The organism is Pseudomonas sp. PS01301 (assembly GCF_029960215.1).
Classification (GTDB): Bacteria; Pseudomonadota; Gammaproteobacteria; order Pseudomonadales; family Pseudomonadaceae; genus Aquipseudomonas; species Aquipseudomonas coleopterorum.
This window is the reverse complement of record NZ_JASCPM010000015.1, coordinates 73550-99478: the sequence shown is the minus strand read 5'-3', so window position 1 is coordinate 99478 and position 25929 is coordinate 73550. Positions and strand designations below refer to the sequence as shown.

Sequence of the window (25929 nt, the reverse complement as noted above, 5' to 3'; positions counted from 1 at the left end):
TTCAATCTGAGCCATGATCAAACTCTTCAGTTCAATACTGCAATCGGGTTTTGAGAAAACCCTATAAACTTGGCTCAGCAATCGCAAACTCGAACCCGAAGGATCGAGGTAACTCTTTGATTTCTCGCGGAGTAGTTGTGATGCTGATAATCTTGTTGACTAACAGTCTTAACTCACAAGCACCCACACGAATTGCTTGATTCAATTGTTAAAGAGCGGTGGGTTGATTCTTTCGTCTCAACCGAGGCGCGCATTCTACGCCAACCTCATATTCTGTCAAGCGTTTATTTCGAAGTATTTTTCCAGAAACCTGAACAACTTCAAACACTTGACTCACTTCGATCACTCGTCAGCGGGAGGCGAATTCTACAGCGTTTCAAACCGCTGTCAACTGCCTTTTTCACCGCTTTCGACCTTTAAGATCGAAGAACTTCCTTACTGCCTGAACGACTAACTCATTGATTAACAAGGCGTTTATCGTTTCGGCTGCGCCGGAAGTGGGGCGAATTATAGACACTTCGAATTCGCCGTCAAGCCCTTGTTTTGAATTATTCGATTTTTAGCGTAATGCGGGCGAAAGCCTTCTTGCCGGCCTGTACGACATGGGTTGCGCCCAGCGGGAAGATGAATGCGCGGTCTACCACAGCACCGTCGACGCGGACACTTCCGGCATTGAGCAGATCGCGCGCGCCTGCGGCGTTCTTGACCAGCCCTGCCTTATTAAGGATAGCCGCTATAGGCATGTCTTCAGCGGCTGCGACATCCACTTCCGGCAAATCTTCTGGCAGCTCACCATCCTTCATGCGGTTGCCCGCTGCCTTATGGGCGCTGTGTGCCGCTTCCTCGCCATGGAAGCGCGCAACGATCTCTTCGGCCAGCTTGATCTTGATGTCACGCGGATTGGCACCGGCTTCCACATCCGCCTTGAAAGCGTCGATCTCATCCATGCTGCGGAAGCTGAGCAGCTCGAAGTAACGCCACATCAGTGCATCGGGAATGGACACCAGCTTGCTGTACATGATGCCGGGCGCTTCCTGAATGCCCACGTAGTTGCCCAGCGACTTGGACATCTTCTTGACACCGTCCAGGCCTTCCAGCAACGGCAAGGTGACGATGCACTGGGCATCCTGACCATAAGAGCGCTGCAGCTCACGCCCCATCAACAGGTTGAATTTCTGGTCGGTACCGCCCAGCTCGACGTCTGCCCGCAGGGCAACGGAGTCATAACCCTGGACTAGAGGATAGAGGAACTCGTGAATCGCGATCGGCTGGTTGCTGGTGTAGCGCTTGTCGAAATCATCGCGCTCGAGCATACGGGCCACGGTGTACTGCGAAGCCAGGCGAATGAAGTCAGCTGGGCTGAGGACGTCCATCCAGGTGGAGTTGAACGCCACTTCTGTTTTGGCAGGATCCAGGATCTTGAACACCTGGGCCTTGTAGGTCTCGGCATTCTCCAGCACCTGCTCACGCGTCAGCGGTGGACGTGTGGCGCTCTTGCCACTGGGGTCACCGATGGAGCCGGTGAAGTCACCTATAAGGAAGATGACCTGGTGACCCAGCTCCTGGAACTGCCGCAGCTTGTTGATCAGCACGGTGTGGCCCAGGTGCAGATCCGGCGCGGTGGGATCGAAGCCTGCCTTGATACGCAGGGGCTGACCGCGCTTGAGCTTCTCGACCAGTTCGGATTCGACCAGCACCTCTTCAGTGCCGCGCTTGATCAGCGCCAGCTGCTCTTCAACAGACTTCATATAAGGTCCTACAACGCTCGGATTCAAAAGGCTCAACGATACAAGATCACCGGTCAAATACAAGGCGCGGGCGCAGATGTGACTCATTGGCGCCAAGCAAACGTCTGCGAGCTTGCTTTGGAGGGGTTTTGGTTATATTTTATACAGTTATTTCATCTTCATCATGTCATTCATCTCATCTTTCCATCTTTAAAAGTCAAAAAATCACCTATGACCAAGCAACCGCCTAAAGCGCCGCCGCTTTATCCGAAGAGCCACCTTGTGGCTGCCAGCGGCCTGGCCGCCCTCCTCAGCCTTGCCTTGCTGGTGTTTCCTTCCAGCGATGTAGAAGCAAAACGCACGAACATGAGCCTGGAAATGCCGGCTCCCGTCGAACAGCTCAAGGAGGCCGAACAAGACACCCCGGTTGCCCCGATCGCCGAACAGGCAGCCCCTGCACCCTTCGCCCAGATTGAAACGCCTGCCTCGACCGACACCGAGCACGCTGCACAGCCATCCGAGCATCAAGCCCCCCACGTTGCTGCAACCAAGGAAGCACCCGCTGCCAAGGAAGTCGCTGCCGCGAAGAAAGAGCCGGGACATCGTCAGGTGGTGGTTGCCAAGGGCGACACGCTTTCCACGCTGTTCGAGAAGGTCGGTTTGCCGGCGTCGACCGTGGCCGACGTCATGGGCAGTGACAAGAAGGCCAAACAGTTCACTCAGCTCAAGCGTGGACAACTGCTGGAATTCGAACTGTCGCCGGAAGGCGAATTGCTCAGCCTGCACAGCAAGGTCAGCGACCTGGACACCATCCGGCTGACCAAGGCTGGCACGGGTTTCGCCTTCGAGCGTGAAACCAGCAAGCCGGTGACTCGTGAAGCGTATGCCCATGGCGTGATCAAGAACTCGCTGTCGCAGTCAGCGGCGCGTGCCGGGCTGTCTCATAGCCAGACTATGGATATGGCCAGCATCTTCGGATATGACGTGGACTTTGCTCAGGATATTCGCCAGGGCGATGAGTTCGACATCATCTACGAGCAGCGTGTACTCAACGGTAAGGTAATCGGTACCGGCGGCATTCTCGCTGCGCGCTTCACCAACCGCGGCAAAACCTATACCGCAGTGCGCTATACCAACAAGCAGGGCAACAGCAATTACTACACCGCCGATGGCAACAGCATGCGCAAGGCGTTCATCCGTACCCCGGTGGACTTTGCCCGCATCAGCTCGCGTTTCTCGATGGGCCGCAAGCATCCGATTCTGAACAAGATCCGTGCGCACAAGGGCGTTGACTATGCTGCGCCGCGCGGTACGCCGATCAAGGCGGCCGGTGACGGCAAGATCACCTTGGCCGGTCGTCGTGGCGGCTATGGCAACACCGTGATCATTCAGCACGGCAACAGCTACACCACGCTGTACGGACACATGCAGGGCTTCGCCAAAGGCATCAAGACCGGTGGCAGCGTCAAGCAAGGCCAGGTGATCGGTTACATCGGTACCACCGGTCTGTCGACAGGCCCGCATCTGCATTACGAGTTCCAGGTAAACGGCGTGCACGTCGATCCTCTGAGCCAGAAGCTGCCGATGGCTGACCCAATCGCCAAGTCCGAGAAACAGCGCTTCAACCAGCTGAGCCAGCCGCTGATGGCGAAGATGGACGTAGAGCGCAGCACCCTGCTGGCGAGCAAGCGCTGAGCCATGGCGTACTACCTTGGGGTCATGTCCGGCACCAGTCTCGATGGGCTGGACATCGCCCTGATCGAGCAGGATCAATCCACTCGGCTCGTGGCAACACACTACGTGCCCATGCCCGAGGCATTGCGCAGCCAGCTACTGGAACTGTGCGCCAGCGGGCCGGATGAAATCGCTCGAGCTGCCGTCGCCGAAAACCAATGGGTAGCACTGGCAGCCGATGGCATCTCTGCCTTGCTGGCCTCACAGCATCTTGCATCTGCCGACATCCGAGCGATTGGTAGCCACGGACAGACCGTGAGGCACGAGCCAGCTCGGGGCTTCACCGTACAGATCGGCAATCCGGCGTTGTTGGCGGAGCTGACGCAGATCACCGTCGTGGGCGATTTTCGCCGACGCGATGTGGCCGCCGGCGGTCAGGGTGCACCCTTGGTTCCGGCCTTCCACGAAGCGCTGTTCGGTGCCGAAGGTGAGGCGCGTGCGGTGCTCAATGTGGGTGGCTTCAGCAATCTCAGTCTGATCGGCGGCAATCAGCCAGTAAGCGGTTTCGACTGCGGACCTGGCAACGTGCTGATGGATGCCTGGATTCAGCTCAAGCGTGGCCAGGACTATGATCGAGCAGGCGCTTGGGCAGCGACCGGTACGCTGCAACCGCATTTGCTGAGTGCTCTGCTAAGCGATCCATTCTTCGCTGGCAGCGGCCCGAAAAGCACGGGGCGCGAGGTGTTCAACCTGAGCTGGCTGCAACGGCACCTGGACAGCCTTCCTGCGTTCGATGACGCCGACGTTCAAGCAACGCTTCTCGAGCTGACCGCGCAAAGCATCGTGCAGTCGCTGCGTGTCGCCCAGCCGAGCACTCATGCACTGCTGGTGTGCGGTGGCGGCGCTCACAACCAGGCCTTGATGGCGCGACTGCAAGCCTTGCTGTCGGGGACTCGGGTCAAGAGTACGACAGCGGCGGGTGTCGATCCGGACTGGGTCGAAGCCATGGCTTTTGCCTGGCTGGCTGATTGCTGCCTGCAAGGCGTTGCGGCCAACCGGCCCAGCGTGACCGGCGCGCGAGGCCTGCGCGTGTTGGGCGCCATCTACCCGGCCTGAAGCTGGATGCCTGAAATGCAAAACGCCGTGCAATCGCACGGCGTTTTTCATGGGTGCTGGATCAGATCGAGAAGGACTGACCGCAACCGCAGGTGGTACTGGCGTTGGGGTTGTTGATCACGAATCGCGAACCTTCCAAGCCTTCCTGGTAATCGACCTGTGCGCCGGCCAGGTATTGGAAGCTCATGGGATCGACCACGAGACTGACGCCTTCGCGCTCCACGATGGTGTCGTCTTCGGCGACATCTTCATCGAAGGTGAAGCCATACTGGAAGCCCGAGCAGCCGCCACCGGTGACGAAGACGCGCAGCTTGAGACGATCGTTACCCTCTTCATCGACCAGGGTCTTGACCTTGATGGCAGCCCCTTGGGTGAATTGCAAAGCCATGGGGGTAAAGGATTCGACGCTCATGTAGAAGTTCTCCCGGCGTACGCCGTCATAATGCTCAATGGCGGCATTATCCTCTTCTCCTACGAAAATGGTCAAGAATTAGCCAGTGGCTAAAGCAAAGAGGCCCGCAATGCAGGCCTCTGGGCGATGCTGCGGAAATGGTCAGGGCAGCATGCCGGCGTGGGACAGACCGAAGCGTTCGTCCAGACCGAACAGGATGTTCATGTTCTGCACGGCTTGGCCCGACGCGCCTTTGACCAGGTTGTCGATGACCGAAAGCACGACCACCAGGTCGCCACCCTGGGGGCGGTGCACGGCGATGCGGCAGACGTTGGCGCCGCGCACGCTGCGGGTTTCGGGGTGGCTGCCGGCCGGCATGACGTCGACGAAGGGTTCATCGGCGTAGCGTTCTTCATACAGCGCCTGCAGATCGACCGATTTGTCGACGACCGTGGCATACAGTGTGGAGTGGATACCGCGGATCATGGGCGTGAGGTGGGGGACGAAGGTCAGACCCACCTCACCACCGGCGGCCCGACGCAGGCCTTGGGTGATTTCGGGCAGGTGACGGTGGCCCTTGACCGCATAGGCCTTCATGCTTTCGCCAGCTTCGCAGAACAGTGAACCTACGCTGGCGCCGCGCCCCGCACCACTGACGCCCGACTTGCAGTCGGCGATCAGACGCGTGTTGTCGGCCAGTCCAGCCTCGAGCAGCGGCAGGAAGCCCAGCTGGGTGGCCGTCGGATAGCAGCCTGGCACGGCGATCAGGCGCGCCTGGCGGATCTGCTCGCGGTTGACCTCGGGCAAGCCATAGACGGCATCGGCCAGCAGCTCGGGCGCACCGTGCGGCTGACCGTACCACTTGGCCCATTCATCGGCATCCTGCAGGCGGAAGTCGGCGGACAGGTCGATGACCTTGATACCCGCCGCCAGCAGCTCGCCGGCCAGGGCGTGGGCGACACCGTGGGGCGTGGCGAAGAACACTACGTCGCAGGCACCCAGGGTCTTGATGTCCGGGACGCTGAACGCCAGGCCGTCGTAGTGACCGCGCAGGTTGGGGTACAGGTCGGCAACCGGCAGGCCAGCCTCGGATCGGGAGGTGATGACCTCTACCTGCGCCTGCGGATGCTGCGCCAGCAGACGTAGCAGTTCGACTCCGGTGTAACCCGTGCCGCCGACGATACCGACCTTGACCATACACTGCCCTCTTCACGATGCGACTGGAAAGCCTTCGATGATAGGGGCCTGGGGCGTGAGTCACAACCGTTGAGATGACGCGAACGCCGACAGACTCTACTATCGACGCTACCGTGAACCTGAGAAGACCGAAAATGCTTTATCTATGGATCAAGGCTCTGCATATCGTCAGCGTTGTCTGCTGGTTTGCCGGGCTGTTCTACCTGCCTCGTCTGTTCGTCTACCACGCACAGAGCGAGGACACCGTCAGCCGCGAACGCTTTGCCGTCATGGAGCGCAAGCTTTACCGCGGCATCATGACCCCGGCGATGATCGCCACGTTCGTCTTCGGTATCTGGCTGATTGCACTGTCGCCGGGCTGGATGAGCCAGGGGTGGATGCATGCCAAGCTGACCCTGGTCATATTGCTGACCGGCTACCATCACGTGTGCGGTGCGCAGATGAAGCGCTTCGCACGTGGCGAGAATAAACGCAGCCATGTGTACTACCGCTGGTTCAACGAAATTCCAGTGCTGATCCTGCTGGCCGTTGTGATCCTGGTGGTGGTCAAGCCGTTCTGAGGTCACGCACAAGCTGTGAGCCCAAACGTGAACGCGCGCGGTAGAATGTCCATATGAAACCGCGCCAGCTTGCCTGGCGGGGGTATGGAGAATTCGATGACCCGTTATGCCATGATCACAGGCGCGTCGGCAGGCTTGGGCCTGGCCATGGCCGAAGCCCTGGCCAGGCGTGGGCGCAGCCTGCTTCTGGTAGCGCGCCAGCGTGACCAGCTTGAAATCATTGCCGCTGAACTGACGCAGCGCTTTGGTGTGGAAGTATTGTTTCGTGCCTGCGACCTGGGCGAACCCCTGCGGCTGTCGGGGTTTCTGTTGGAGCTTGAAGAAAGCGAACGCCAGATCGACCTGTTGGTGAACTGCGCAGCCGTACGCTCCTATGGGCACTTTCTGGCTCAGGACTGGAGCCAGGAACAGGATCTGATCGAACTGAACGTTCTAGCCCTCACCCGCCTCTGTCACGCCTTGGGCAATGCAATGGCCGTGCAGGGTGGTGGGCAGATCCTGAATGTCGCCTCACTGGCCGCCTTCCAGCCCGGCCCATGGATGAGCAGCTATGCGGCGAGCAAGGCCTATGTGCTGCATTTTTCCGAAGGGCTGCGCGAGGAACTCAAGCAGACCGGGGTGAAGGTTTCGGTGCTGTGTCCTGGACCGGTACGCTCCAGCCAGAGGCGCATTCCGCGCCTGGCGAACAGCTCGCAGGTGCTGGACCCCGAGCAGGTAGCGCTGCAGACGGTACGAGCGCTGGCCCGCAATCGCGCGGTGATCGTGCCTGGGCAGCGTAATGCCTGGCTGGCCAGGGCTCCGCGGCTGGGCTCACGGTGGCTGACGCGCATCGTGAGTGGATGGATCAACAAGGCTTTCGCCCCCCATTGAAGCCGGCAAGGCTGGGCGCTGGGCACAAGCCTCAGTACACTGAACCTTCGACTGCCATGGAGATGCATTGTGGATACTTTGTTTACCAAGATCATCAACCGGGAGATTCCGGCCAAGATCATCTACGAGGATGACCAGGTACTGGCCTTCCACGATATCGCGCCACAGGCCCCGGTGCATTTTCTGGTGATCCCGAAAAAACCCATCCGCACGCTCAACGACTTGACCGAAGACGACAAGGGCCTGGCTGGACATATCCTGTTCACCGCCCAGCGGCTGGCCAAGGAACTAGGCTGCGAAGAGGGCTTTCGGGTGGTCATGAACTGCAACGAACTGGGCGGTCAGACCGTCTACCACATACACATGCATGTAATGGGACAGCGCCAGATGAACTGGCCGCCCGGTTGAGCGGCATTCATGCAGGCCAGGTTTTCAACGGAGGTGCCCATGGCTACCCAGCGTCACTACTCGCCCATTGATCGTTTGCTGCTGCAGGCCGATACGGCCATGCGCACGCTGTTACCGTTCAGCGGACATCCATCGCGCCCCTCGCCGGCGCTCGTCCAGCCCGAGGTGACGATGGACAAGCAGCAGAGTCGGCACGTGGCCGGCCTGATGCGTATCAATCACACCGGTGAGGTCTGCGCTCAGGCGCTATATCAAGGACAAGCCCTGACCGCGAAGCTGCCCCAGGTGCGCAAGGCCATGGAGCATGCGGCCGAAGAGGAAGTGGACCACCTGGCGTGGTGCGAGCAGCGCATTCGGCAACTGGGCAGCCATACCAGCGTGCTCAATCCGTTGTTCTACGGCATGTCGTTCGGTATCGGCGCGGTAGCGGGCGTCATCAGCGACCGGGTGAGCCTGGGTTTCGTGGCGGCGACCGAGCATCAGGTGGTCAAGCATCTGGACGAGCACTTGCTGCAACTGCCTGCCGAAGACGTCAAGTCGCGGGCGATCCTGGCGCAGATGCGCAGTGATGAACAAGCCCATGCCGAATCGGCGCTCGACGCTGGTGGGGCCAGGTTTCCGGCACCGTTGCGCTTTGGCATGAGCCTGGTGGCCAAGGTCATGACCAAGAGCACCTACCGGATTTGATTGTTTGCAGCAGATAGAACAGGGGCGCTCGATGAGCGCCCTTTTTACTTGTTTTCAAAGTCAGCCCAGTTCGACGATTTCGTAGTCATGGGTGATGTCCACGCCAGCGCGACCCAGCATGATGGATGCCGAGCAATACTTCTCCGCCGACAGCTCCACTGCACGCTTGACCTGAGCTTCTTTCAGGCCGCGGCCCTTGACCACGAAGTGCAAGTGGATCTTCGTGAAGACTTTCGGGTCTTCCGTGGCGCGTTCGGCCTCCAGAAAGGCTTCGCAGCTTTCGATGGGCTGGCGCGATTTCTTGAGGATGCTGACCACGTCATAGTTGCTGCAGCCGCCCAGGCCCAGCAGCAGCATTTCCATGGGGCGAACGCCGAGGTTGCGGCCGCCGCTCTCGGGGGGTCCGTCCATGACCACGACATGGCCGCTACCCGACTCGCCCAGAAACATGGCCTCGCCGGCCCACTGAATACGCGCCTTCATCTTTCCGGACTCCCGTGTTCATAAAGCGGGTGAGCTTAACACAGCGCACCTGTAACAATTCGCGAGGTCGAAACGGTCAAATCCCACGTTCTGCAGTCAAATGCCGTGTGACCCCACTATGTGTCTGATAAGCTGACGCCAATGTACTGGCGTATTGCCGTGATTCATGCAAGATCGATTGCCCTTTCCGGAACCAAGCCATGACTGCTGCCGCGCACAAGATCAAGAACCTCGAAAAGCTGCTTGCGCAAGGTCAGCGCCATCGATTTGCCGCGAAGACTACGCTGATCGCGGCCGGTGCACGGGATGACACCCTTTCGTTGATTCTCAAAGGCTCGGCGACGGTGATGATCGAGGCCGAGGAAGGTCGGGAGTTGGTGATTGCCTACCTCAATCCCGGAGATTTCTTCGGCGAGCTGGGCCTTTTTCAATCAGTCCATAGCACACAGGCACACGATGCCTGTGTACGCGCCAGGACCGAATGCGAAGTGGTGCAGATCAGCTATGCGGCGTTTCGCGAGTTGGCTCAGCAGGAGCCGGACATGCTCTATGCCGTGTGTGGGCAAATGGCGCAACGTCTGCGCGACACCACGCGCAAGGTGGGCGATTTGGCGTTCTTCGATGTGACCGGGCGGGTAGCTCGTTGCTTGCTGGATCTGTGCAAGCAGCCCGACGCGATGACCCACCCCGACGGCATGCAGATCAAGATCACGCGTCAGGAAATCGGCCGCATCGTGGGTTGTTCACGGGAAATGGTTGGCCGGGTTCTCAAGGACCTGGAAGAGCGCAGCGTGGTCCACGTTAAGGGCAAGACCATGGTGGTGTACGGCACCCGCTGACCGTCAGGCTCAGACCAGTGCCGTCAGCATTCGGGTATAGACGATTTGCAGCTCGTCGATCAGATCCGAGGCGGGGTGACGCTCGTGCAGTGCTATATGGCTGGAAGCCTTGACGCGCTGCTCCAGCCCACACTGCTGATTGAACAGATTGACGGCGGCCGCCATCGATTCGCGCTCGTCCTCCATCAACATCGCTCCGTGAACCAATACCACCGGACGCGTGCCGCTCAGACCCTGGCGCCAGCGCTGTGCAGTGCCCACCCATTTGCGGCCGTCGAGATTGACGTTGAAGCGGCCATCGCAGAAGGCGCCTTCTATTTCGCCCAGTGACGCGCTGCCACCCAGGCGCTCGAGGGCGTCGAGCAAGGGCTGGCACAGGCGGCGGTAGGCCGTTTCGATACGGTGTTGGTCGCCTTCCTGCTGCGGGGCCACATACACCAGCGCGACGTTGATCGTCGAGGGCGACTGTGGCACCGGTTCGCCGCCGGTCTCGCGCAGCAGCACGGGCCAGCCGCTGGCAGCCGATGCGAGGCTGGCCTGCTCGAAGCCATCGAGGCGGCTCATGCGTCGCGGCATCACCAAGGTGCGATCGGTCGGGCACCAGAACAGCAGGCCCCACGCCTGCTCACCCTTGCACACACTGCCGAGCAGATCCTGCTCGGCGCGCAAACCCTGTTCCGTAGGCAAATGCTGAAGCATGGGGCGAGACTCGTGCGAAGTGAAGGCCCAGACGGCCGTTGGATCAGGGGAAGAACAGGCGCTGCAGTTCCGTGCCTGGATCTTCGGCGCGCATGAACGCTTCGCCGACCAGGAACGAGTAGACCCCGTTGATTTCCATCAACTGAACGTCGGCGCGGTTGAAGATGCCGCTCTCGGTGATCACCAGGCGATCGCGCGGGATACGCGGCAGCAGATCGAGCGTGGTTTCCAGGCTGACGTCGAAGGTGTGCAGGTTGCGGTTGTTGACGCCGACCAGCGGGGTGTCCAGGGTTTTCAGTGCGCGCTCCAACTCATCGCCGTCGTGGACTTCGACCAGCACGTCGAGGCCGACGCCTTTGGCCACAGCGGCAAGCTCGGCCATTTGCGCATCCTGCAGCGCCGAGACGATCAACAGGATGCAGTCCGCCCCCAATGCGCGCGCTTCGACCACCTGATAGGGGTCGATCATGAAGTCCTTGCGGATCACCGGCAGCTGGCAGGCCGCGCGCGCCTGTTGCAGGTACAGGTCGGCCCCTTGGAAATAGTCGATGTCGGTCAGCACTGACAGGCAGGTAGCGCCGCCTTTCTCGTAGCTGGCGGCGATGTCGGCAGGTACGAAGTGCTCGCGGATGACACCTTTGCTGGGCGAGGCTTTCTTGACCTCGGCAATGACCGCTGGCTTCTTCGAAGCGGCCTGGGCGATCAAGGCCTGGGCAAAACCACGCGGCGCATCGGCTGCGGCGGCAAGGCGCTCGAGTTCGGCCAGGCCGACTCGTTCGCGACGCTCGGCCACTTCCTGCGCCTTGCGCGCCAGTATGTTCTCTAACACCGTAGGCACGCTCATGCTTCGTTCTCCTGCTTGAATACAGCGGTAAAGGCACCCAGCTCCTCGAGCTTTTCGCGGGCCAGGCCGGTATGCAAGGCATCGTGCGCCATGGCCACGCCCTCTTGCAGGCTGCTCGCCACATCGGCGGCGTACAACGCTGCGCCGGCATTGAGGACGATCATTTCGGCGGCTTTCTCGCCATGTTCGGTCTTGCGTCGACCCAGCGCATCGCGGATCAATTCGAGCGAAGCCGCCGGGCTGTCGACCACCAACCCGTGCAAGCTCTGGCTCTTGATGCCCAGGTCTTCGGGCTCGACCCAGTATTCGGTGACTTCGCCATCCTTGAGCTCGGCGACGAAGGTTGGCGCGGCCAGGCTGAACTCGTCCAGACCGTCGCGCGAATGCACCACCAGTACGTGTTTGCTGCCCAGGCGCGCCAGCACTTCGGCCAGCGGTCGGCACAGGGCCTGGGTGAACACACCGACCACCTGATGCTTGACGCCTGCCGGATTGGTCAAGGGCCCGAGCATGTTGAACAGGGTCCGCAGGCCCAGATCGCGGCGCGGGATGGCGGCGTGTTTCATGGCGCTGTGATGAGCCTGGGCGAACATGAAGCCGATGCCGACGCTGTCGATGCAGCGGGCGACCTGAGTGGCGTCCAGGTTGAGGTAGACGCCGGCAGCTTCGAGCAGGTCAGCGCTGCCGCTCTTGCCCGAGACCGCACGGTTGCCATGCTTGGCCACCGTGCAACCGGCCGCCGCGACGACCAGTGCCGAGGCAGTGGACACGTTGAAGATGTTGGCGCCATCGCCACCGGTGCCGACGATGTCGACCACCTTGTCCAAGGTCCGCAGTTCGACCTTGCTCGCCAGCTCGCGCATCGCCGACACGGCGCCGACGATCTCGTCGATGGTCTCGCTTTTCATGCGCATGCCCATCATGAAGGCGCCGATCTGCGCTTCGCTGCATTGGCCGGTCATGATGTCGAGCATCACCGTGCGCATTTCCTCGGTGCTGAGGTCCAACTGGCTGACGATACGGGTCAGCGCGCTTTTGATATCCATGGGTATCCCTTAGCCCTGGCGGCTGCCGCCGGTCTGCTTGAGAAAGTTGGCGAACAGCTCGTGGCCTTGCTCGGTCAGGATCGATTCGGGGTGGAACTGCACACCCTCGACATTCAGGGTCTTGTGCCGCAGGCCCATAATCTCGTCCACCGTGCCGTCTTCGTGTGTGGTCCAGGCCGTCAGCTCCAGGCACTCGGGCAGGGTCTGCGCCTTGACTACCAGGGAGTGATAGCGGGTGACGGTCAATGGGTGGCTGAGACCTTCGAATACACCCAGGTCGGTGTGGGTGATCGGGCTGGTCTTGCCGTGCATGACCTGCCGAGCGCGCACCACGTCACCGCCGAAGGCCTGGCCGATCGACTGATGGCCTAGGCAGACACCCAGGATGGGCAGCTTGCCGGCGAAGTGGCGAATGACGTCAAGAGACACACCGGCTTCGTTGGGCGTGCAGGGTCCGGGCGAAACGACGATGCGCTCCGGGGCCAGGGCCTCGATTTCGGCGATGGTCAGTTCATCGTTGCGGATGACCTTGACGTCAGCGCCAAGCTCGCCCAGGTACTGGACGACGTTGTAGGTAAAGGAGTCGTAATTGTCGATCATGAGCAACATGGTGCTTAACCTCTCGAATCTGCTGACGGGTCACCGGTTGTCTGGAACCGGTGAACACTGGCTTGCCGGGTCCGGTATCAGTCTGGCGATTGCTCGGCCAGGGCCACGGCCTTGAACATGGCGCGACGCTTGTTCAGCGTTTCTTCCCATTCCAGGGCAGGCACCGAGTCGGCCACGATGCCGCCGCCAGCCTGTACGTGCAGTTCACCGTTCTTGATGACCGCGGTACGGATGGCGATCGCGGTATCCATGTTGCCGTTCCAGGCGAAGTAGCCGACCGCACCGCCGTAGACACCGCGCTTGACCGGTTCCAGCTCGTCGATGATTTCCATGGCGCGGATCTTTGGGGCACCGGACAGGGTGCCAGCCGGCAGGATGGCGCGCAGGGCGTCCATGGCGGTCAGGCCCTGCTTGAGGTGGCCGGTCACGTTGGACACGATGTGCATCACGTTGGAGTAACGCTCGATGACCATCTTCTCGGTCAGCTTCACCGAGCCAACTTCCGATACCCGGCCCACGTCGTTGCGGCCCAGGTCGATCAGCATCAAGTGCTCGGCGATCTCCTTGTCATCCGACAGCAGGTCGACTTCCAGCGCATGGTCGGCTTCTTCGGTCGCGCCGCGCGGGCGGGTTCCGGCAATCGGCCGTACCGTGATCAGGTCGTCCTCGACCCGCACCAGCACTTCGGGCGAGCTGCCGACTACGTGGAAATCGCCGAAATTGAAGAAGTACATGTAAGGCGTTGGGTTGAAGCAGCGCAACGCGCGGTACAGATCGATCGGCGCGGCCTTGAAGTCGATGGACATGCGCTGCGAAGGGACCACCTGCATGACGTCGCCTGCCAGGATGTATTCCTTGATGGTGTCGACGGCGCCTTCGTAGTCGGACTGGGTGAAACTGGAACGAAACACCGGGTCGGCAGCTTGCGGACGATTGAAGTCCAGCCCGCGGCGCGGCGCGATGGGCTGGCGCAGGCGGTCCATCAAGGCTTCGAGCTGGTCGCGGGCCTGCTCGTAGGCATCGGCCTGCGCAGGATCGGCCAGGACGATGGCGTGCATCTTGCCAGCCAGGTTGTCGAACACCACCACGGCATCGGAGACCATCAACAGGATGTCCGGAACGCCCAGCGGATCCGGGTTCGGGCACTGGCCCAAACGCTTCTCGACGTAACGCACGCAGTCATAGCCGAAATAGCCCACCAGGCCACCGTTGAAGCGTGGCAGGCCAGCGATGGTCGGCACGTTGTAGCGGGCCTTGAAGGTCTCGACGAAGGCCAGCGGGTCTTCGACATCGCAGGCTTCGATCTCGACACCGTCGCAGGTCACGCTGGCATGGTAGCCGTGCACACGCAGGACGGTGCGGCACGGCAGGCCGATGATCGAGTAGCGGCCCCATTTCTCGCCGCCCTGCACCGATTCCAGCAGATAGGAATTGGGCTGGTCGGCCAGTTTCAGGTAGATGGACAGGGGTGTGTCGAAGTCGGCCAGGGTTTCGTGGGCCATCGGGATACGGTTGTAGCCTTCGGCGGCCAGGCGCAGAAATTCTTCGCGGGTCATGATTCAGCCTCGTGATGGAGGGGTCGAACGGTCTGTGGGCAAACGCTGGAACGGGAAAGTCAGGCGCGCCAACGCCAGCGGGCCAGGGCCTTGATGACTTTCATCCAGAGTTTGCGAGTGACCACCACGATGGAATCTCTATGAGCGGGGGAGTTGCCGTGGGCCAACGTTATCCCAGTGGCCGGATCGAAGCAACCAGGCATCAGTGCGCGCAGATCGTCGATGACCAGTGCCGGTGATTCCTCGGCGATCGGTCGGCCATGGTTGTAACCGTAGCTGAGCGCGATACAGGTCACGCCCGCGGCCTTGGCGGCTTGCACGTCGCTGCGCGAATCGCCGACGAACAAAGCGTGCTGCACCTTGACCTTGGCCATTTTCATGACGAACAACAGGGCTGCCGGATCGGGCTTCTGCTGGGGTAGCGTATCGCCGCCGATGATCCACTTGAAATAGCGTCCCAGGCCCATCTGGTCCAGCAAGGGCGCGACGAAGCGTTCCGGCTTGTTGGTGATCAGGGCCATCTTCACGCGTTTCTTGTGCAGCCATTTGAGGGTTTCGTGAACCCCCGGGTAGACCTGGGTCAGGGCATGGCTAGCGGCATAGGCCGCTGAAAACAGCTCGAGGGCGTGTTCGGTTTCCGCCTCGTCGATGTGCTGGTGATCGATGCCGCCTGCCAGCGCACGGCGAACCAGCACGCGGGCACCGTTGCCGATCCATTCGCGCACGGCTTCGATCCCGGCCGGCTCACGGCCCAGCTGGGCCAACATGGTATCGACGGCGGCTGCCAGATCAGGCACCGAGTCCACCAGGGTGCCGTCCAGATCGAACATCACCAGGCGAGGCAGGCTGCCGGGAAACAGCCGCTCCAGGGCGCTCATGAGCGGGCCAGCGTCAGTTCCGTGCGCATTTGCTCGATCACATGGCGGTAGTCGGGCGCGTTGAAGATGGCCGAGCCGGCGACGAAGGTGTCGGCACCGGCTGCGGCGATCTCGCGAATGTTGCCCACGTTGACGCCGCCGTCGATTTCCAGGCGGATGTCGCGCCCGCTGGCGTCGATCAGAGCGCGTGCTTCACGCAGTTTGTTCAGGGTGCCGGGAATGAACTTCTGACCGCCGAAACCGGGGTTGACGCTCATCAACAGGATCATGTCGACCTTGTCCATGACGTATTCGAGCAGGTTCAGCGGGGTTGCCGGATTGAAGACCAGACCGGCCTTGCAGCCGCCTTCGCGGATCAATTGCAGCGAGCGGTCAATGTGCTGGGTCGCTTCGGGGTGGAAGGTGATGTAGCTGGCACCCGCATCGATGAAGTCACCGATGATGCGGTCGACCGGGCTGACCATCAGATGGACGTCGATGGGCGCACTGATGCCGTACTTGCGCAGCGCCGCGCAGACCATCGGGCCGATGGTGAGGTTGGGGACGTAGTGGTTGTCCATCACGTCGAAGTGGACGATATCGGCGCCCGCGGCGAGTACGTTATCGACTTCCTCGCCCAGGCGGGCGAAATCCGCAGAGAGGATGGACGGGGCAATTGCGAAGGGCTGCATGGCGCACCTATTCAGGCTGGAATCACGGTGGCGCGCATTGTAGCTCAGGTGCGATGGGCGGGCGAATCGCGCTGGAACGCATTGCAGAACCGAGGGCGGAGCAAAGGGGGAATATTCGCTGTGAACGACCTTTGCGTGGATGGCACTAAGCTATAGGCTTGGAATTTCAACCGGTGTCGAACACAAGAATCATTGATCTGGACGGAAAGTACCGATGAAAGCTGTTCACATCAGAGCGGTCTGTCTGGCATTGCTCGTTCCGCTGCACGGCCTTGCGCTGGCCGAGGACGCCGTACCGGCGAAGGATGCGGCGGATGTTCGTCAACCTTTGCCTGAGCGCAGCGTCGAGGATGCCCAGGCCCTGGAACGTCAACTGCCTGCCAGCGAGCAGCAACAGTTGCAGGCCGGCAGCGATGAGTTTCTGTCGCTGTGGCGTCCGGCCAATACTGCCGATGCGCAGGGTACGGTCATCATCGTGCCAGGTGCCGGGGAAACCGCGGACTGGCCGCAGGGCGTGGGGCCGCTGCGGCGCAAGTTGCCGGACGCGGCGTTCAACAGCCTGAGCCTCAGCCTGCCGGACCTGGTCAGCCAGATGCCTTCGGCCAGGCCAGCCGAGAAGCCGCCATTGCCGGTGACTACCGAAACCCAGGCGACGCCGCCGGATGCCGGCGCCGGGGTGGAAAAGGCCACAGCGCAGGATGCCGAAGCGGCCAGCCCCGAGGTGCAGTTGCAAGACCCGATGAAGGTGGACGCCGAGCGCATCTTTGCGCGCATCGAAGCAGGCATCGCTTTTGCCCAGCAACACAACTCGCGCAGCATCGTATTGGTGGGCCATGGCAGCGGTGCCTACTGGGCGACCCGCTACATGGCCGAACGGCAACCTGCACACGTCCAGCGACTGGTGTTGGTGGACACGCGCACGCCGGACAATGCACCCCAGCAGATCGACGAGTTGGCCGCACTGCTCAAGGTGCCGACCACGGACATTTTCTACAGCGATCGTCAGGCGGCGGCCGCTGCTGCGCAACTGCGTCTGCAAGCCAGCAAGCGCAACAAGGGCGCGGTGTATTCCCAGGTTTCGCTCAAGTCGCTGCCGGACAGGGATGCACAGGCCGAGCAGTTGTTCCGGCGGGTCAAGGGTGCCTTGAGCGCACAGTAGATGATTGCGCGCTCGCCAGCAGACCGGGCCCATCAACGCAGATCGCGACGCTCGCGGATCAGGCTGTAGGCGTTGTGCAGCTCACGGGTGCGGTCGGTCGCCTCGCGAATCTGCGCCGGAGTTGCGCCGCTGCCTACCAGCTTGTCAGGGTGATGTCGGCTCAAGAGGCGCCGGTAGGCGCGTTTGATCTGATCCGGCTCGGTGGTCGAGGACACTCCCAGCAAACGCATCGCCTCTTCGTAGGCACCGCCACGCTTGGTCACCGGTCTGTGGCGCGGCTCGTAGTCCTGCCCCAGCCCCTGCACCCGCGCCGACGACCAGCCCAGCCACTTGCCCCAGGTGACCACCAGCTCGCGTTCAGCGGTTCCGGCGCGACCATCGGCCCAGACCATCCGCCAGCAGGCACGCAGCATGCCTTCGGCGGAATTGGGTTGATGCTTGAGGCGCAGCAGGTGCCCGCGCAACTGATCACCCCCCGCCTTGCCCCGATTGAATGCACCGATGGCGCGGCGACGTGCCTGCTCGTTGAGGTTCAAAGAGCGCATTTCCAGGCGCGCCTGCTGGATATGCGCCGCCACCACCTGGCCTTCGGCCTTGGCCACCCGACCCAGCAGCACGAACAACAACTCTTCGTCGCGCAGCACCGACTTGCCCTTGAGCCGATCCAGCAACTCCCCCCACGTCTTCAACCTGAGGTGGCGATCGAGCACCTGACCAAGCACCAGGCCCAGCAGCGCCCCTGGAATGTCGGCGATGGCATAACCTGCCGCTGCGCCGGCTACCGTTGCGGGCCACAGCATATCAACCCCGCTCGGCCAGGAGTCGATCCAGGTCGCTCAGCCGCTGCGGCGTGCCGACGTCGATCCACTGGCCCAGGTAGTGCTCGCCGGTTACCTGCCCCACGTCCATCGCACGGCGCAACAAAGGCGCGAGCTTGAACGCGGTTTCGCCGTGGCCGTCGAACAACTCGGGGTCGAGCACAGCGATGCCGCTGTAGGTCAGCCCGGGCTGGTCGCGCACCTGGCCTTCGAGCAGGGTGAAGTCACCCTGCGGATGCTGGGCCGGGTTGTCGACCAGTACCAGATGAGCCTGGCCCGCCAATGGGCCGCGCAATTGGCTGAAATCGTAGTCAGTCCAGATGTCGCCATTGACCACCAGAAACGGTGCATCACCCAGCAGCGGTAACGCCTGACGAATGCCGCCGCCGGTTTCCAGCGGTTCGGTCTCGCGCGAATACTCGATGGCCACACCATAACGAGCGCCGTCGCCCAGGTAGTCTTCGATCTGCTGGCCCAGCCAGGCGTGATTGATCACCACTTGGTTGAAGCCTGCCTTGGCCAACGCGAGCAGGTGGTATTCGATCAACCGTTTGCCACCGACGCTCAGCAACGGCTTGGGCGTGGTCAGGGTCAGCGGGCGCATGCGCTCGCCCTTGCCTGCCGCCAGGATCATGGCTTTCATGAGGACACTCCAAGGCTTTTGAACAGTTGACCCAGTTCAGCCAGCTCGGGACGCCGCGCCAGTACCGTTTCTATATAAGAGAAGAAACGCGGTACGTCGGCCAGGTAACGGCGTTTGCCGTCACGATGGCAGATACGGGCGAAAATGCCGATCACTTTAAGATGGCGCTGCACGCCCATCAGGTCGCTGGCACGGCAGAACTCGGCAAAGTCCAGCTGCACCGGTATGCCCTGCTCGCCTGCCTGCTCCCAGTAGCGCTGCAGCCATGCCTGTACACGTTCCTCGGGCCAACTGAGGAAAGCATCCTTGAACAGGCACGTGATGTCGTAGGTAACCGGACCATAGACCGCATCCTGGAAGTCCAGCACGCCTGGATTAGGCTCGCTGACCATGAGATTGCGCGGCATGAAGTCGCGATGCACCAGTACCTTGGGCTGCGCCAGGGCGCTGTCGATCAGGCGCGTGCTCACGCGCTGCCAGGCCGCCAGCTGCTCGGCGTCCAGCTGTTTGCCCAAGGCTTTGCCAACGTACCATTCCGGAAACAGTTCCAGCTCGCGCCGCAGCAGCGCCACGTCGTAGCTGGGCAGGTCGCCGCTGGCCGGTAGTTTCTGCAGTGCCAGCAAGGCATCGATGGCGTCGGCGAACAGCGCATCGGCGTTGTCCGCATCGATCACGTCCAGGTAGGTCTGGTGGCCAAGATCGCTCAACAGCAGGAAGCCGCGCTCCAGGTCCTGGGCATGAATCTGCGGCACATTGAGGCCGGCGCTCGCCAGCAATTCGTCGATTTTCACGAACGGCGCGCAGTTTTCCTGGGGCGGTGGCGCGTCCATGACGATAAAACTGCGACCCAGGCCCTGCCAGCGGAAGTATCGACGAAAACTGGCATCGCTACTGGCCGCAGTCAACGTGGCCGGGGGTACGGCGCCCCATTCACGAGCCTGGAAGAGTTTCTCCAGTTGCTCGTCGAGCCATGTTTTGAGGTGTTGCAGGCGTACATCTTGATCAGGCATTGCAAGGGTCTCCGACGGCGCTAGCCGTCAAGCGGGTCATGCTTTATTATCCAGCATCTTTTTCAGACCATCGAGAGGCGTGCGGCCCCCCCGCGGGCAAGATGGCACGCAGGAAGCCCGGACTAATAAGATGGCATTGAAATCCCCCGCGTTTCGTAAAAAATTTCCGTTGCTGGTCACTGGCGGTTTGCTGGTGATGCAACCCATGGCCACCCAGTTCGTCTTTGCTGCAGAGCAATTCGACTGCCAAGTCTCCGCTGCCGGTGCCTGGGACTGCAACCCCAAGGCCCCGGCTGCGCAGTTGCCGCCACGCCCCGTGCACGACGGCGCGGCGGTGGCAGGCAGTGGCGGCGGCTCTTCGCGTGAAGAGAAGACCGTCGGCCCGGTGGCCGTCACCCAGAGCAAGGGCCGTGGCCTGACCTCGCGCAGTGCCGATTACAGCCACCTGGACTGGGTACCGCGCAGCAAGCTGACTGCCGCGCAACTGGCCGAAACCGGACCGTACTGCTCCGGTGCGTACATCGAACCCGTGCGTCCCGGCATGAGCGACAACACGCCCAAGAGCGAGTCGCCGACCTTCATCGGCGCCAAGGCTTCTCGCTACCAGACCGAAGAGCAGATCGCTTCGCTGGCCGGTGACGTGGTGATGCGCCAGGGCAGCATGCAGATCGAGGCCGACGAGGCCAGCCTGCATCAGGCCGAGAACCGTGGCGAGCTCAACGGCAACGTCAAGTTGCGCGACAACGGTGCGCTGGTGGTGGGCGACCACGCCCAGGTCCAGCTCGACACCGGCGAGGCCCAGGTCGACAACGCCGAATACGTGCTGCACAAGTCGCGCATCCGCGGCAGTGCGCTGTACGCCAAGCGTGCCGAAAACGCGATCATCCGCCTCAAGGACGGTACCTATACCACCTGTGAGCCGGACAGCAACGCCTGGCAGCTCAAGGGCAACAACATCACGCTGAACCCGGCCACCGGTTTCGGCACCGCGACCAACGTCACCCTTCGCGTGAAGGATATTCCGGTGCTGTACACGCCGTATATCTACTTCCCGATCGACGACCGTCGCCAGTCCGGCTTCCTCCCGCCGTCCTTCGCCACCGACAGCGACAGCGGCTTCACCCTCGTCACGCCGTACTACTTCAACCTGGCGCCCAACTACGACGCCACGTTGTATCCGCGCTACATGGCCAAGCGCGGCGTGATGATGGAAGGCGAATTCCGCTACCTGACCAAGACCAGCGAAGGCCAGTTCGGCGGTGCGTACCTCAATGACGAGAACGACGATCGCCGCCTGCAGTCCGACTACGACAAGACCCGCTGGATGGTCAACTGGCAGCACAAAGGCGGCCTGGATTCGCGTCTGACCACCGAAGTCGACTACACCGACATCAGCGATCCCTACTACTTCCAGGACCTGCAGTCCGACCAGATCGGCGTCGAGCGCCACGACTGGATCAACCAGCAGGGTGCCCTGACCTATCGTGGCGATACCTACACCGCACGCTTGAACGTTCAGGCGTACAAGCTGGCGACCGTGGCGGACATCACTCCGTACAACCGCATGCCGCAGATCACCTTCAACGGTGCACTGCCTTACCATCCGGGTGGTCTGGACTTCACGTACAACAGCGAGATTGTTCGTTTCGAGCGTGATCTGCGCACCGGTACGTTCATCAACGAAGATGGTTTCGGCGAGAATCGCATCGACAACAACGTTCTGGGTCTGGCCCGCGCCAACGGCAACCGCCTGAACCTGGAGCCTGGTGTGGCCCTCCCGCTGAACTGGAACTGGGGCTTCGTGCGTCCGTCGCTCAAGTACATGTACACCCAGTACGACCTGGATCTGGACAGCCGCGGCAAGAACACCCTGCTGGCTGACGAGCGTTTCAGCAGCTCGCAGAACCGTGGCGTACCGATCGCCAGCATCGACAGCGGCCTGTACTTCGACCGCGACACGCAGATGTTCGGCACCAACTTCCGCCAGACCCTGGAACCGCGCCTGTTCTACCTCTATGTACCTGAGGAAGACCAGACCGACATTCCCGTGTTCGACACGTCGGAAACTACCTTCAGCTACAGCTCGCTGTTCCGTGAAAACCGCTTCACCGGTACCGACCGCGTGGGCGACGAGAACAAGCTGTCGCTGGGCGTGACCAGCCGCTGGATCGAAGACAACGGTTTCGAGCGTCAGCGTGTCAGCGTCGGTCAGGCCCTGTATTTCCGGGATCGCGAAGTGCAACTGCCGGGCGTCGACTTCAAGACCCGCGACGATGCACAGGCCAACGTTTCGCCGTACGCCCTGGAATACGAATACCGCTTCAACCGCGACTGGCGCTTCAGCTCGGATTTCAACTGGGATCCAGACAGCCGCAGCACTCGTTCGGGCAGCGCGATGTTCCACTACCAGCCTGAAGACAACCCCAACAAGGTGGTCAACCTGGGCTATCGCTACCGCGACGACACCGTGCACTACGATTCGGCGACCGGTCGCTGGACCTTCGGTGGCGACTACGGTCAGCCGGGCGATCCGAACTACGTGAAGGACTACTACAAGATCCAGCAGCATGACTTCTCGGTCATGTGGCCGATCGTGCCGCAGTGGAGCGTCATCAGCCGCTGGCAGTTCGACTACAACCGCAACCGCACGCTGGAAGCCTTCGGTGGTTTCGAATACGACAACTGCTGCTGGAAGATGCGTCTGATCAACCGTTACTGGGTTGACTACGACGAATACAGCCAGGCCGCCCCGCAGAACGAAAAAGGCGACCATGGCATCTTCCTGCAAATCGTGCTGAAGGGCCTCGGTGGCGTGGTAGGCAATAAGGTTGAGGGTTTCCTCGACAAGGGCATTCAAGGTTATCGTGAACGTGAAGACCAAGCTATGTGATCTGCTGCGCCCAGTCGTGCTGGGCGCCATGCTGCTGGGCACCACGGCGCACGCCGCGGTGCAACAGCTGGACCGTGTCGTGGCCATCGTCGACAACGACGTGGTCATGCAAAGTCAGCTCGACCAGCGCGTCAAGGAAGTGCAGCAAACCATCGCCAAGCGTGGCGGCAGTGGTGGCGTGCCTCCCGCCAGCGTCCTGCAACAGCAGGTGCTGGAACGCCTGATCGTCGAGAATCTGCAACTGCAGATCGGCGAGCGTTCCGGCATTCGCATCACCGACGAAGAACTCAACGGTGCCATCGCCACCATCGCCCAGCGCAACAACATGTCGACCGCGCAGTTCCGCGCCGCATTGGCGCATGACGGCCTGTCGTATGACGATGCGCGCGAGCAGGTGAAGCGCGAGATGATCATCAGCCGCGTGCGTCAGCGTCGCGTGGCCGAGCGCATCCAGGTGTCGGAGCAGGAAGTGAAGAACTTCCTCGCTTCGGACCTGGGCAAGATGCAGCTGTCCGAGGAACTGCACCTGGCCAACATCCAGATCCAGGTTCCGGAAAGCGCCAGTTCGGCGGCCATCCAGGCAGCGGCCAGCAAGGCCGAAGACATCTATCGCCAACTCAAGCAGGGTGCCGACTTCAACAAGCTGGCCATTGCCAGCTCGTCGAGCGAAAACGCCCTCGAAGGCGGCGACATGGGCTGGCGCAAGCCGGCGCAATTGCCACCACCTTTCGATCGCATGCTGAGCACCATGCCGGTTGGTGATGTCACGCAACCAGTGCGCACGCCTGTGGGCTTCATCATCCTCAAGGTGCTGGACAAGCGCGGCGGCGGCGTCCAGACCGTCGACGAAGTGCACGTACGCCACATTCTGCTGAAGCCGAGCGAGATTCGCAGTCCGGCGCAAACCGAAGAGCTGGCGCGCAAACTGTACGAGCGCATCGAGAACGGCGAAGACTTCGCCACCTTGGCGAAGAATTTCTCGGAAGATCCAGGCTCGGCACTCAACGGTGGCGACCTGAATTGGGTCAACCCACAGTCGCTGGTACCTGAGTTCCGCGAAACCATGGCCTCGACGCCAGTGGAATCGGTCTCGCGTCCATTCCAGACGCAGTTCGGCTGGCACGTTCTGCAGGTACTCGGCCGCCGCGCGACCGACAACACCGAGCAGGCCCGCGATCAGCAGGCAATGAACGTGTTGCGTAACCGCAAATACGACGAAGAGCTGCAGACCTGGATGCGCCAGATCCGCGACGAAGCCTACGTTGAAATCAAGCTGCCTGGCGCCGACCAGGCTGCACAGTGACACCCAAGCGTTTCGCGTTGACGCCCGGCGAGCCGGCGGGCATAGGTCCTGACCTGTGCCTGCTGCTCGCCGCGCAATCCCAGCCTCATCCCCTGATAGCCATCACCAGTCGTGACCTGCTCGCCGAGCGGGCCGCGCAACTGGGGCTGGCCGTCAGTCTGCTGGCAGTCGATGCCGACGCCCTCCCCGACCATCCTGCGCCCGCTGGCAGCCTGTACGTATGGGATACACCGCTGGGCGCGCCTGTGCGTACAGGTGAGCTGGATACAGCCAATGCCGCGTTCGTGCTGCAGACCCTGACCCGTGCGGCCCAAGGCTGTCTCGACGGTCTGTTCGCAGGCATGATCACCGCGCCGGTGCACAAGGGTGTTATCAACGACGGTGGCATCGCGTTTTCCGGGCATACCGAATTCCTCGCTGACCTCACCGCGACCGAACAGGTAGTGATGATGCTGGCCACCGGCGATCTGCGCGTGGCGCTGGTGACCACTCACCTGCCGCTGCGCGACGTAGCCGACGCAATCACCGCCGAACGCCTGGAGCGGGTCACGCGCATTCTGCATGCCGACCTGCAGGGCAAATTCGGCCTGGCTCGCCCGCGCATCCTGGTCTGCGGCCTCAACCCGCACGCCGGCGAGGGCGGCCACCTGGGTCGCGAAGAAATAGACATCATCGAGCCCACCCTGGAGCGTCTACGCACCGAGGGCATGGATCTGCGCGGGCCACTGCCTGCCGATACGCTCTTCACTCCCAAATACCTGCAGCATTGCGACGCGGTGCTGGCGATGTATCACGACCAGGGCCTGCCCGTACTCAAGTACAAAGGCTTTGGCGCGGCGGTCAACGTTACCCTGGGGCTGCCGATCATCCGCACCTCCGTGGACCATGGCACCGCCCTCGACCTGGCCGGGACCGGCAAGGTCGATACCGGCAGCCTGCGCGTCGCCCTCGACACCGCCTATCGAATGGCCGAGACATTTTAATGACCGAGCAATACCAACACCGGGCGCGCAAGCGCTTTGGTCAGAACTTTCTTCATGACGCCGGCGTTATCGACCGTATCCTTCGCTCGATCCATGCCAAGCCCGGTGAACACCTGCTGGAAATCGGACCGGGCCAGGGCGCGCTGACCGAAGGCCTGCTGGGCAGCGGCGCGCAACTGGACGTCGTGGAACTGGACAAGGACCTGGTGCCCATTCTCAATCAGCAGTTCGCAGGCCGTGACAACTTCCGTCTGCACCAGGGCGACGCGTTGAAGTTCGACTTCACCAGTCTGGGTGCCGAGCCCGCTACCCTGCGCGTAGTCGGCAACCTGCCGTACAACATTTCCACACCGCTGATCTTCCATCTGCTGCACAACGCCCATCTGATTCGCGACATGCATTTCATGCTGCAGAAGGAAGTGGTCGAGCGCATGGCTGCAGGGCCTGGCGGTGGCGACTGGGGTCGTCTGTCGATCATGGTTCAGTACCACTGCCGCGTCGAACACCTGTTCAACGTCGGACCCGGTGCGTTCAATCCACCGCCCAAGGTCGATTCGGCCATCGTGCGACTGGTGCCCCATACCACCCTGCCCCACCCGGCCAAGGATCACCGCCTGCTCGAGCGTGTCGTCCGCGAAGCTTTCAACCAGCGCCGCAAGACCTTGCGCAATACCCTCAAGGCGTTGCTGCCCAATGAGGCGATCGAAGCGGCCGGCGTCGACGGCAGCCTGCGGCCCGAGCAGCTCGACCTGGCGGCTTTCGTACGCCTGGCCGATCAATTGGCCGAACGAAGCGACGCGCTCTGACCTCTAACGTGGACCACCCGGTGGTCCACAGGCCCTCTATTTGACCTAGACTGACCTGAACC

At 61.7% G+C, this 25929-nt stretch carries 26 protein-coding genes; 12 read left to right on the top strand and 14 right to left on the bottom strand.

All coding sequences use genetic code 11. From position 1 onward, the window contains the following. Window positions 1–548: 548 nt before the first annotated feature. Window positions 549–1748, bottom strand: coding sequence for a tyrosine--tRNA ligase (tyrS, locus tag QMX89_RS10710; protein WP_282348122.1), 1200 nt, complete (start codon window positions 1746–1748; stop codon window positions 549–551). Window positions 1749–1958: 210 nt separating this feature from the next. Between tyrS and QMX89_RS10705 the strand changes: the two genes are divergently transcribed. Further along, window positions 1959–3422 carry a peptidoglycan DD-metalloendopeptidase family protein gene (locus QMX89_RS10705; RefSeq protein ID WP_282348121.1) on the top strand — a complete coding sequence of 488 codons (1464 nt, stop codon included), beginning with the start codon at window positions 1959–1961 and terminating at the stop codon, window positions 3420–3422. Window positions 3423–3425: 3 nt separating this feature from the next. Beyond that, window positions 3426–4517, top strand: a complete 1092-nt coding sequence (locus QMX89_RS10700; RefSeq protein ID WP_282348120.1) for an anhydro-N-acetylmuramic acid kinase — start codon at window positions 3426–3428, stop codon at window positions 4515–4517. 61 nt (window positions 4518–4578) lie between these two features. Here QMX89_RS10700 and erpA read toward each other — a convergent pair whose 3' ends face one another. Continuing rightward, a complete protein-coding gene (gene erpA, locus QMX89_RS10695) occupies window positions 4579–4929 on the bottom strand; it encodes an iron-sulfur cluster insertion protein ErpA (RefSeq protein WP_043192502.1) in 351 nt (116 codons plus the stop codon). Between the two features lie 141 nt (window positions 4930–5070). Beyond that, entirely contained in the window at window positions 5071–6105 is a 1035-nt protein-coding gene (gene argC, locus QMX89_RS10690; protein WP_282348119.1) for an N-acetyl-gamma-glutamyl-phosphate reductase, read from the bottom strand. A 134-nt stretch (window positions 6106–6239) separates the two neighbouring features. Between argC and hemJ the strand changes: the two genes are divergently transcribed. The 4 genes from hemJ (at window position 6240) to coq7 (ending at window position 8630) form a co-directional block, all read left to right on the top strand. Next, window positions 6240–6665 carry a protoporphyrinogen oxidase HemJ gene (hemJ, locus tag QMX89_RS10685; RefSeq protein ID WP_043192500.1) on the top strand — a complete coding sequence of 142 codons (426 nt, stop codon included), beginning with the start codon at window positions 6240–6242 and terminating at the stop codon, window positions 6663–6665. A gap of 96 nt (window positions 6666–6761) precedes the next feature. Further along, window positions 6762–7535, top strand: a complete 774-nt coding sequence (locus tag QMX89_RS10680; RefSeq protein WP_282348118.1) for an SDR family oxidoreductase — start codon at window positions 6762–6764, stop codon at window positions 7533–7535. Window positions 7536–7604: 69 nt separating this feature from the next. Next, window positions 7605–7943, top strand: coding sequence for a histidine triad nucleotide-binding protein (locus QMX89_RS10675; protein WP_282348116.1), 339 nt, complete (start codon window positions 7605–7607; stop codon window positions 7941–7943). Between the two features lie 39 nt (window positions 7944–7982). Then, complete coding sequence (gene coq7 / locus QMX89_RS10670; RefSeq protein WP_282348115.1) at window positions 7983–8630, top strand: 2-polyprenyl-3-methyl-6-methoxy-1,4-benzoquinone monooxygenase; 648 nt, start codon at window positions 7983–7985, stop codon at window positions 8628–8630. Between the two features lie 60 nt (window positions 8631–8690). On the opposite strand, the gene QMX89_RS10665 is transcribed toward coq7, so the two are convergent. Further along, on the bottom strand, window positions 8691–9113 hold the full coding sequence (locus tag QMX89_RS10665; protein ID WP_043192495.1) for an OsmC family protein: 423 nt from the start codon (window positions 9111–9113) through the stop codon (window positions 8691–8693). A 200-nt stretch (window positions 9114–9313) separates the two neighbouring features. Between QMX89_RS10665 and crp the strand changes: the two genes are divergently transcribed. Beyond that, window positions 9314–9952: a cAMP-activated global transcriptional regulator CRP gene (gene crp, locus QMX89_RS10660; protein WP_282348114.1), complete on the top strand. Its 639-nt coding sequence runs from the start codon at window positions 9314–9316 to the stop codon at window positions 9950–9952. A gap of 9 nt (window positions 9953–9961) precedes the next feature. On the opposite strand, the gene QMX89_RS10655 is transcribed toward crp, so the two are convergent. The 7 genes from QMX89_RS10655 to rpe all read right to left on the bottom strand — a co-directional run bounded on the left by QMX89_RS10655 (window position 9962) and on the right by rpe (window position 16255). Continuing rightward, window positions 9962–10651 (bottom strand): lipoate--protein ligase family protein, encoded by a 690-nt coding sequence (locus QMX89_RS10655; protein ID WP_282348113.1) that lies wholly within the window; start codon window positions 10649–10651, stop codon window positions 9962–9964. 43 nt (window positions 10652–10694) lie between these two features. Beyond that, window positions 10695–11495, bottom strand: a complete 801-nt coding sequence (trpC, locus tag QMX89_RS10650; RefSeq protein ID WP_282348112.1) for an indole-3-glycerol phosphate synthase TrpC — start codon at window positions 11493–11495, stop codon at window positions 10695–10697. Next, entirely contained in the window at window positions 11492–12541 is a 1050-nt protein-coding gene (gene trpD / locus QMX89_RS10645; protein ID WP_056845323.1) for an anthranilate phosphoribosyltransferase, read from the bottom strand. Before trpD ends, trpC begins: the two co-directional genes overlap by 4 nt. A 9-nt stretch (window positions 12542–12550) precedes the next feature. Next, entirely contained in the window at window positions 12551–13150 is a 600-nt protein-coding gene (locus tag QMX89_RS10640) for an aminodeoxychorismate/anthranilate synthase component II (protein ID WP_049862397.1), read from the bottom strand. A gap of 77 nt (window positions 13151–13227) precedes the next feature. Next, window positions 13228–14706: an anthranilate synthase component I gene (trpE, locus tag QMX89_RS10635; RefSeq protein WP_049862398.1), complete on the bottom strand. Its 1479-nt coding sequence runs from the start codon at window positions 14704–14706 to the stop codon at window positions 13228–13230. 59 nt (window positions 14707–14765) lie between these two features. After that, complete coding sequence (locus QMX89_RS10630; protein ID WP_282348111.1) at window positions 14766–15584, bottom strand: phosphoglycolate phosphatase; 819 nt, start codon at window positions 15582–15584, stop codon at window positions 14766–14768. Beyond that, window positions 15581–16255, bottom strand: coding sequence for a ribulose-phosphate 3-epimerase (gene rpe / locus QMX89_RS10625; protein ID WP_282348110.1), 675 nt, complete (start codon window positions 16253–16255; stop codon window positions 15581–15583). The genes QMX89_RS10630 and rpe overlap by 4 nt, the downstream gene beginning before the upstream one ends. A gap of 214 nt (window positions 16256–16469) precedes the next feature. Here rpe and QMX89_RS10620 point away from each other — a divergent pair, with 214 nt between their 5' ends. Beyond that, window positions 16470–17414 (top strand): alpha/beta hydrolase family protein, encoded by a 945-nt coding sequence (locus QMX89_RS10620; protein ID WP_282348107.1) that lies wholly within the window; start codon window positions 16470–16472, stop codon window positions 17412–17414. Between the two features lie 32 nt (window positions 17415–17446). Here QMX89_RS10620 and QMX89_RS10615 read toward each other — a convergent pair whose 3' ends face one another. Genes QMX89_RS10615 through QMX89_RS10605 form a run of 3 tightly spaced genes read right to left on the bottom strand, consistent with a single transcriptional unit; the run spans window position 17447 to window position 19885 of the window. Further along, window positions 17447–18214 carry a DnaJ domain-containing protein gene (locus QMX89_RS10615; protein ID WP_122743244.1) on the bottom strand — a complete coding sequence of 256 codons (768 nt, stop codon included), beginning with the start codon at window positions 18212–18214 and terminating at the stop codon, window positions 17447–17449. Between the two features lies 1 nt (window position 18215). Further along, on the bottom strand, window positions 18216–18875 hold the full coding sequence (murU, locus tag QMX89_RS10610) for an N-acetylmuramate alpha-1-phosphate uridylyltransferase MurU (protein ID WP_282348106.1): 660 nt from the start codon (window positions 18873–18875) through the stop codon (window positions 18216–18218). Further along, window positions 18872–19885 carry a phosphotransferase gene (locus QMX89_RS10605; RefSeq protein ID WP_282348105.1) on the bottom strand — a complete coding sequence of 338 codons (1014 nt, stop codon included), beginning with the start codon at window positions 19883–19885 and terminating at the stop codon, window positions 18872–18874. Before QMX89_RS10605 ends, murU begins: the two co-directional genes overlap by 4 nt. 130 nt (window positions 19886–20015) lie before the next feature. On the opposite strand from QMX89_RS10605, the gene QMX89_RS10600 reads away from it, so the two are divergent. From QMX89_RS10600 to rsmA, 4 genes are read left to right on the top strand one after another with little or no spacing between them, the layout of a single operon-like run. Further along, window positions 20016–22775: an LPS-assembly protein LptD gene (locus QMX89_RS10600; protein ID WP_282348104.1), complete on the top strand. Its 2760-nt coding sequence runs from the start codon at window positions 20016–20018 to the stop codon at window positions 22773–22775. Continuing rightward, a complete protein-coding gene (surA, locus tag QMX89_RS10595; protein WP_177327982.1) occupies window positions 22750–24078 on the top strand; it encodes a peptidylprolyl isomerase SurA in 1329 nt (442 codons plus the stop codon). The genes QMX89_RS10600 and surA overlap by 26 nt, the downstream gene beginning before the upstream one ends. After that, the gene (gene pdxA, locus QMX89_RS10590) at window positions 24075–25061 is read left to right on the top strand and encodes a 4-hydroxythreonine-4-phosphate dehydrogenase PdxA (RefSeq protein WP_282348103.1); all 987 of its coding nucleotides are present in this window, start codon (window positions 24075–24077) and stop codon (window positions 25059–25061) included. Before surA ends, pdxA begins: the two co-directional genes overlap by 4 nt. Next, on the top strand, window positions 25061–25867 hold the full coding sequence (gene rsmA, locus QMX89_RS10585; protein WP_056845315.1) for a 16S rRNA (adenine(1518)-N(6)/adenine(1519)-N(6))-dimethyltransferase RsmA: 807 nt from the start codon (window positions 25061–25063) through the stop codon (window positions 25865–25867). Before pdxA ends, rsmA begins: the two co-directional genes overlap by 1 nt. The last annotated feature ends 62 nt before the right edge of the window (window positions 25868–25929 follow it).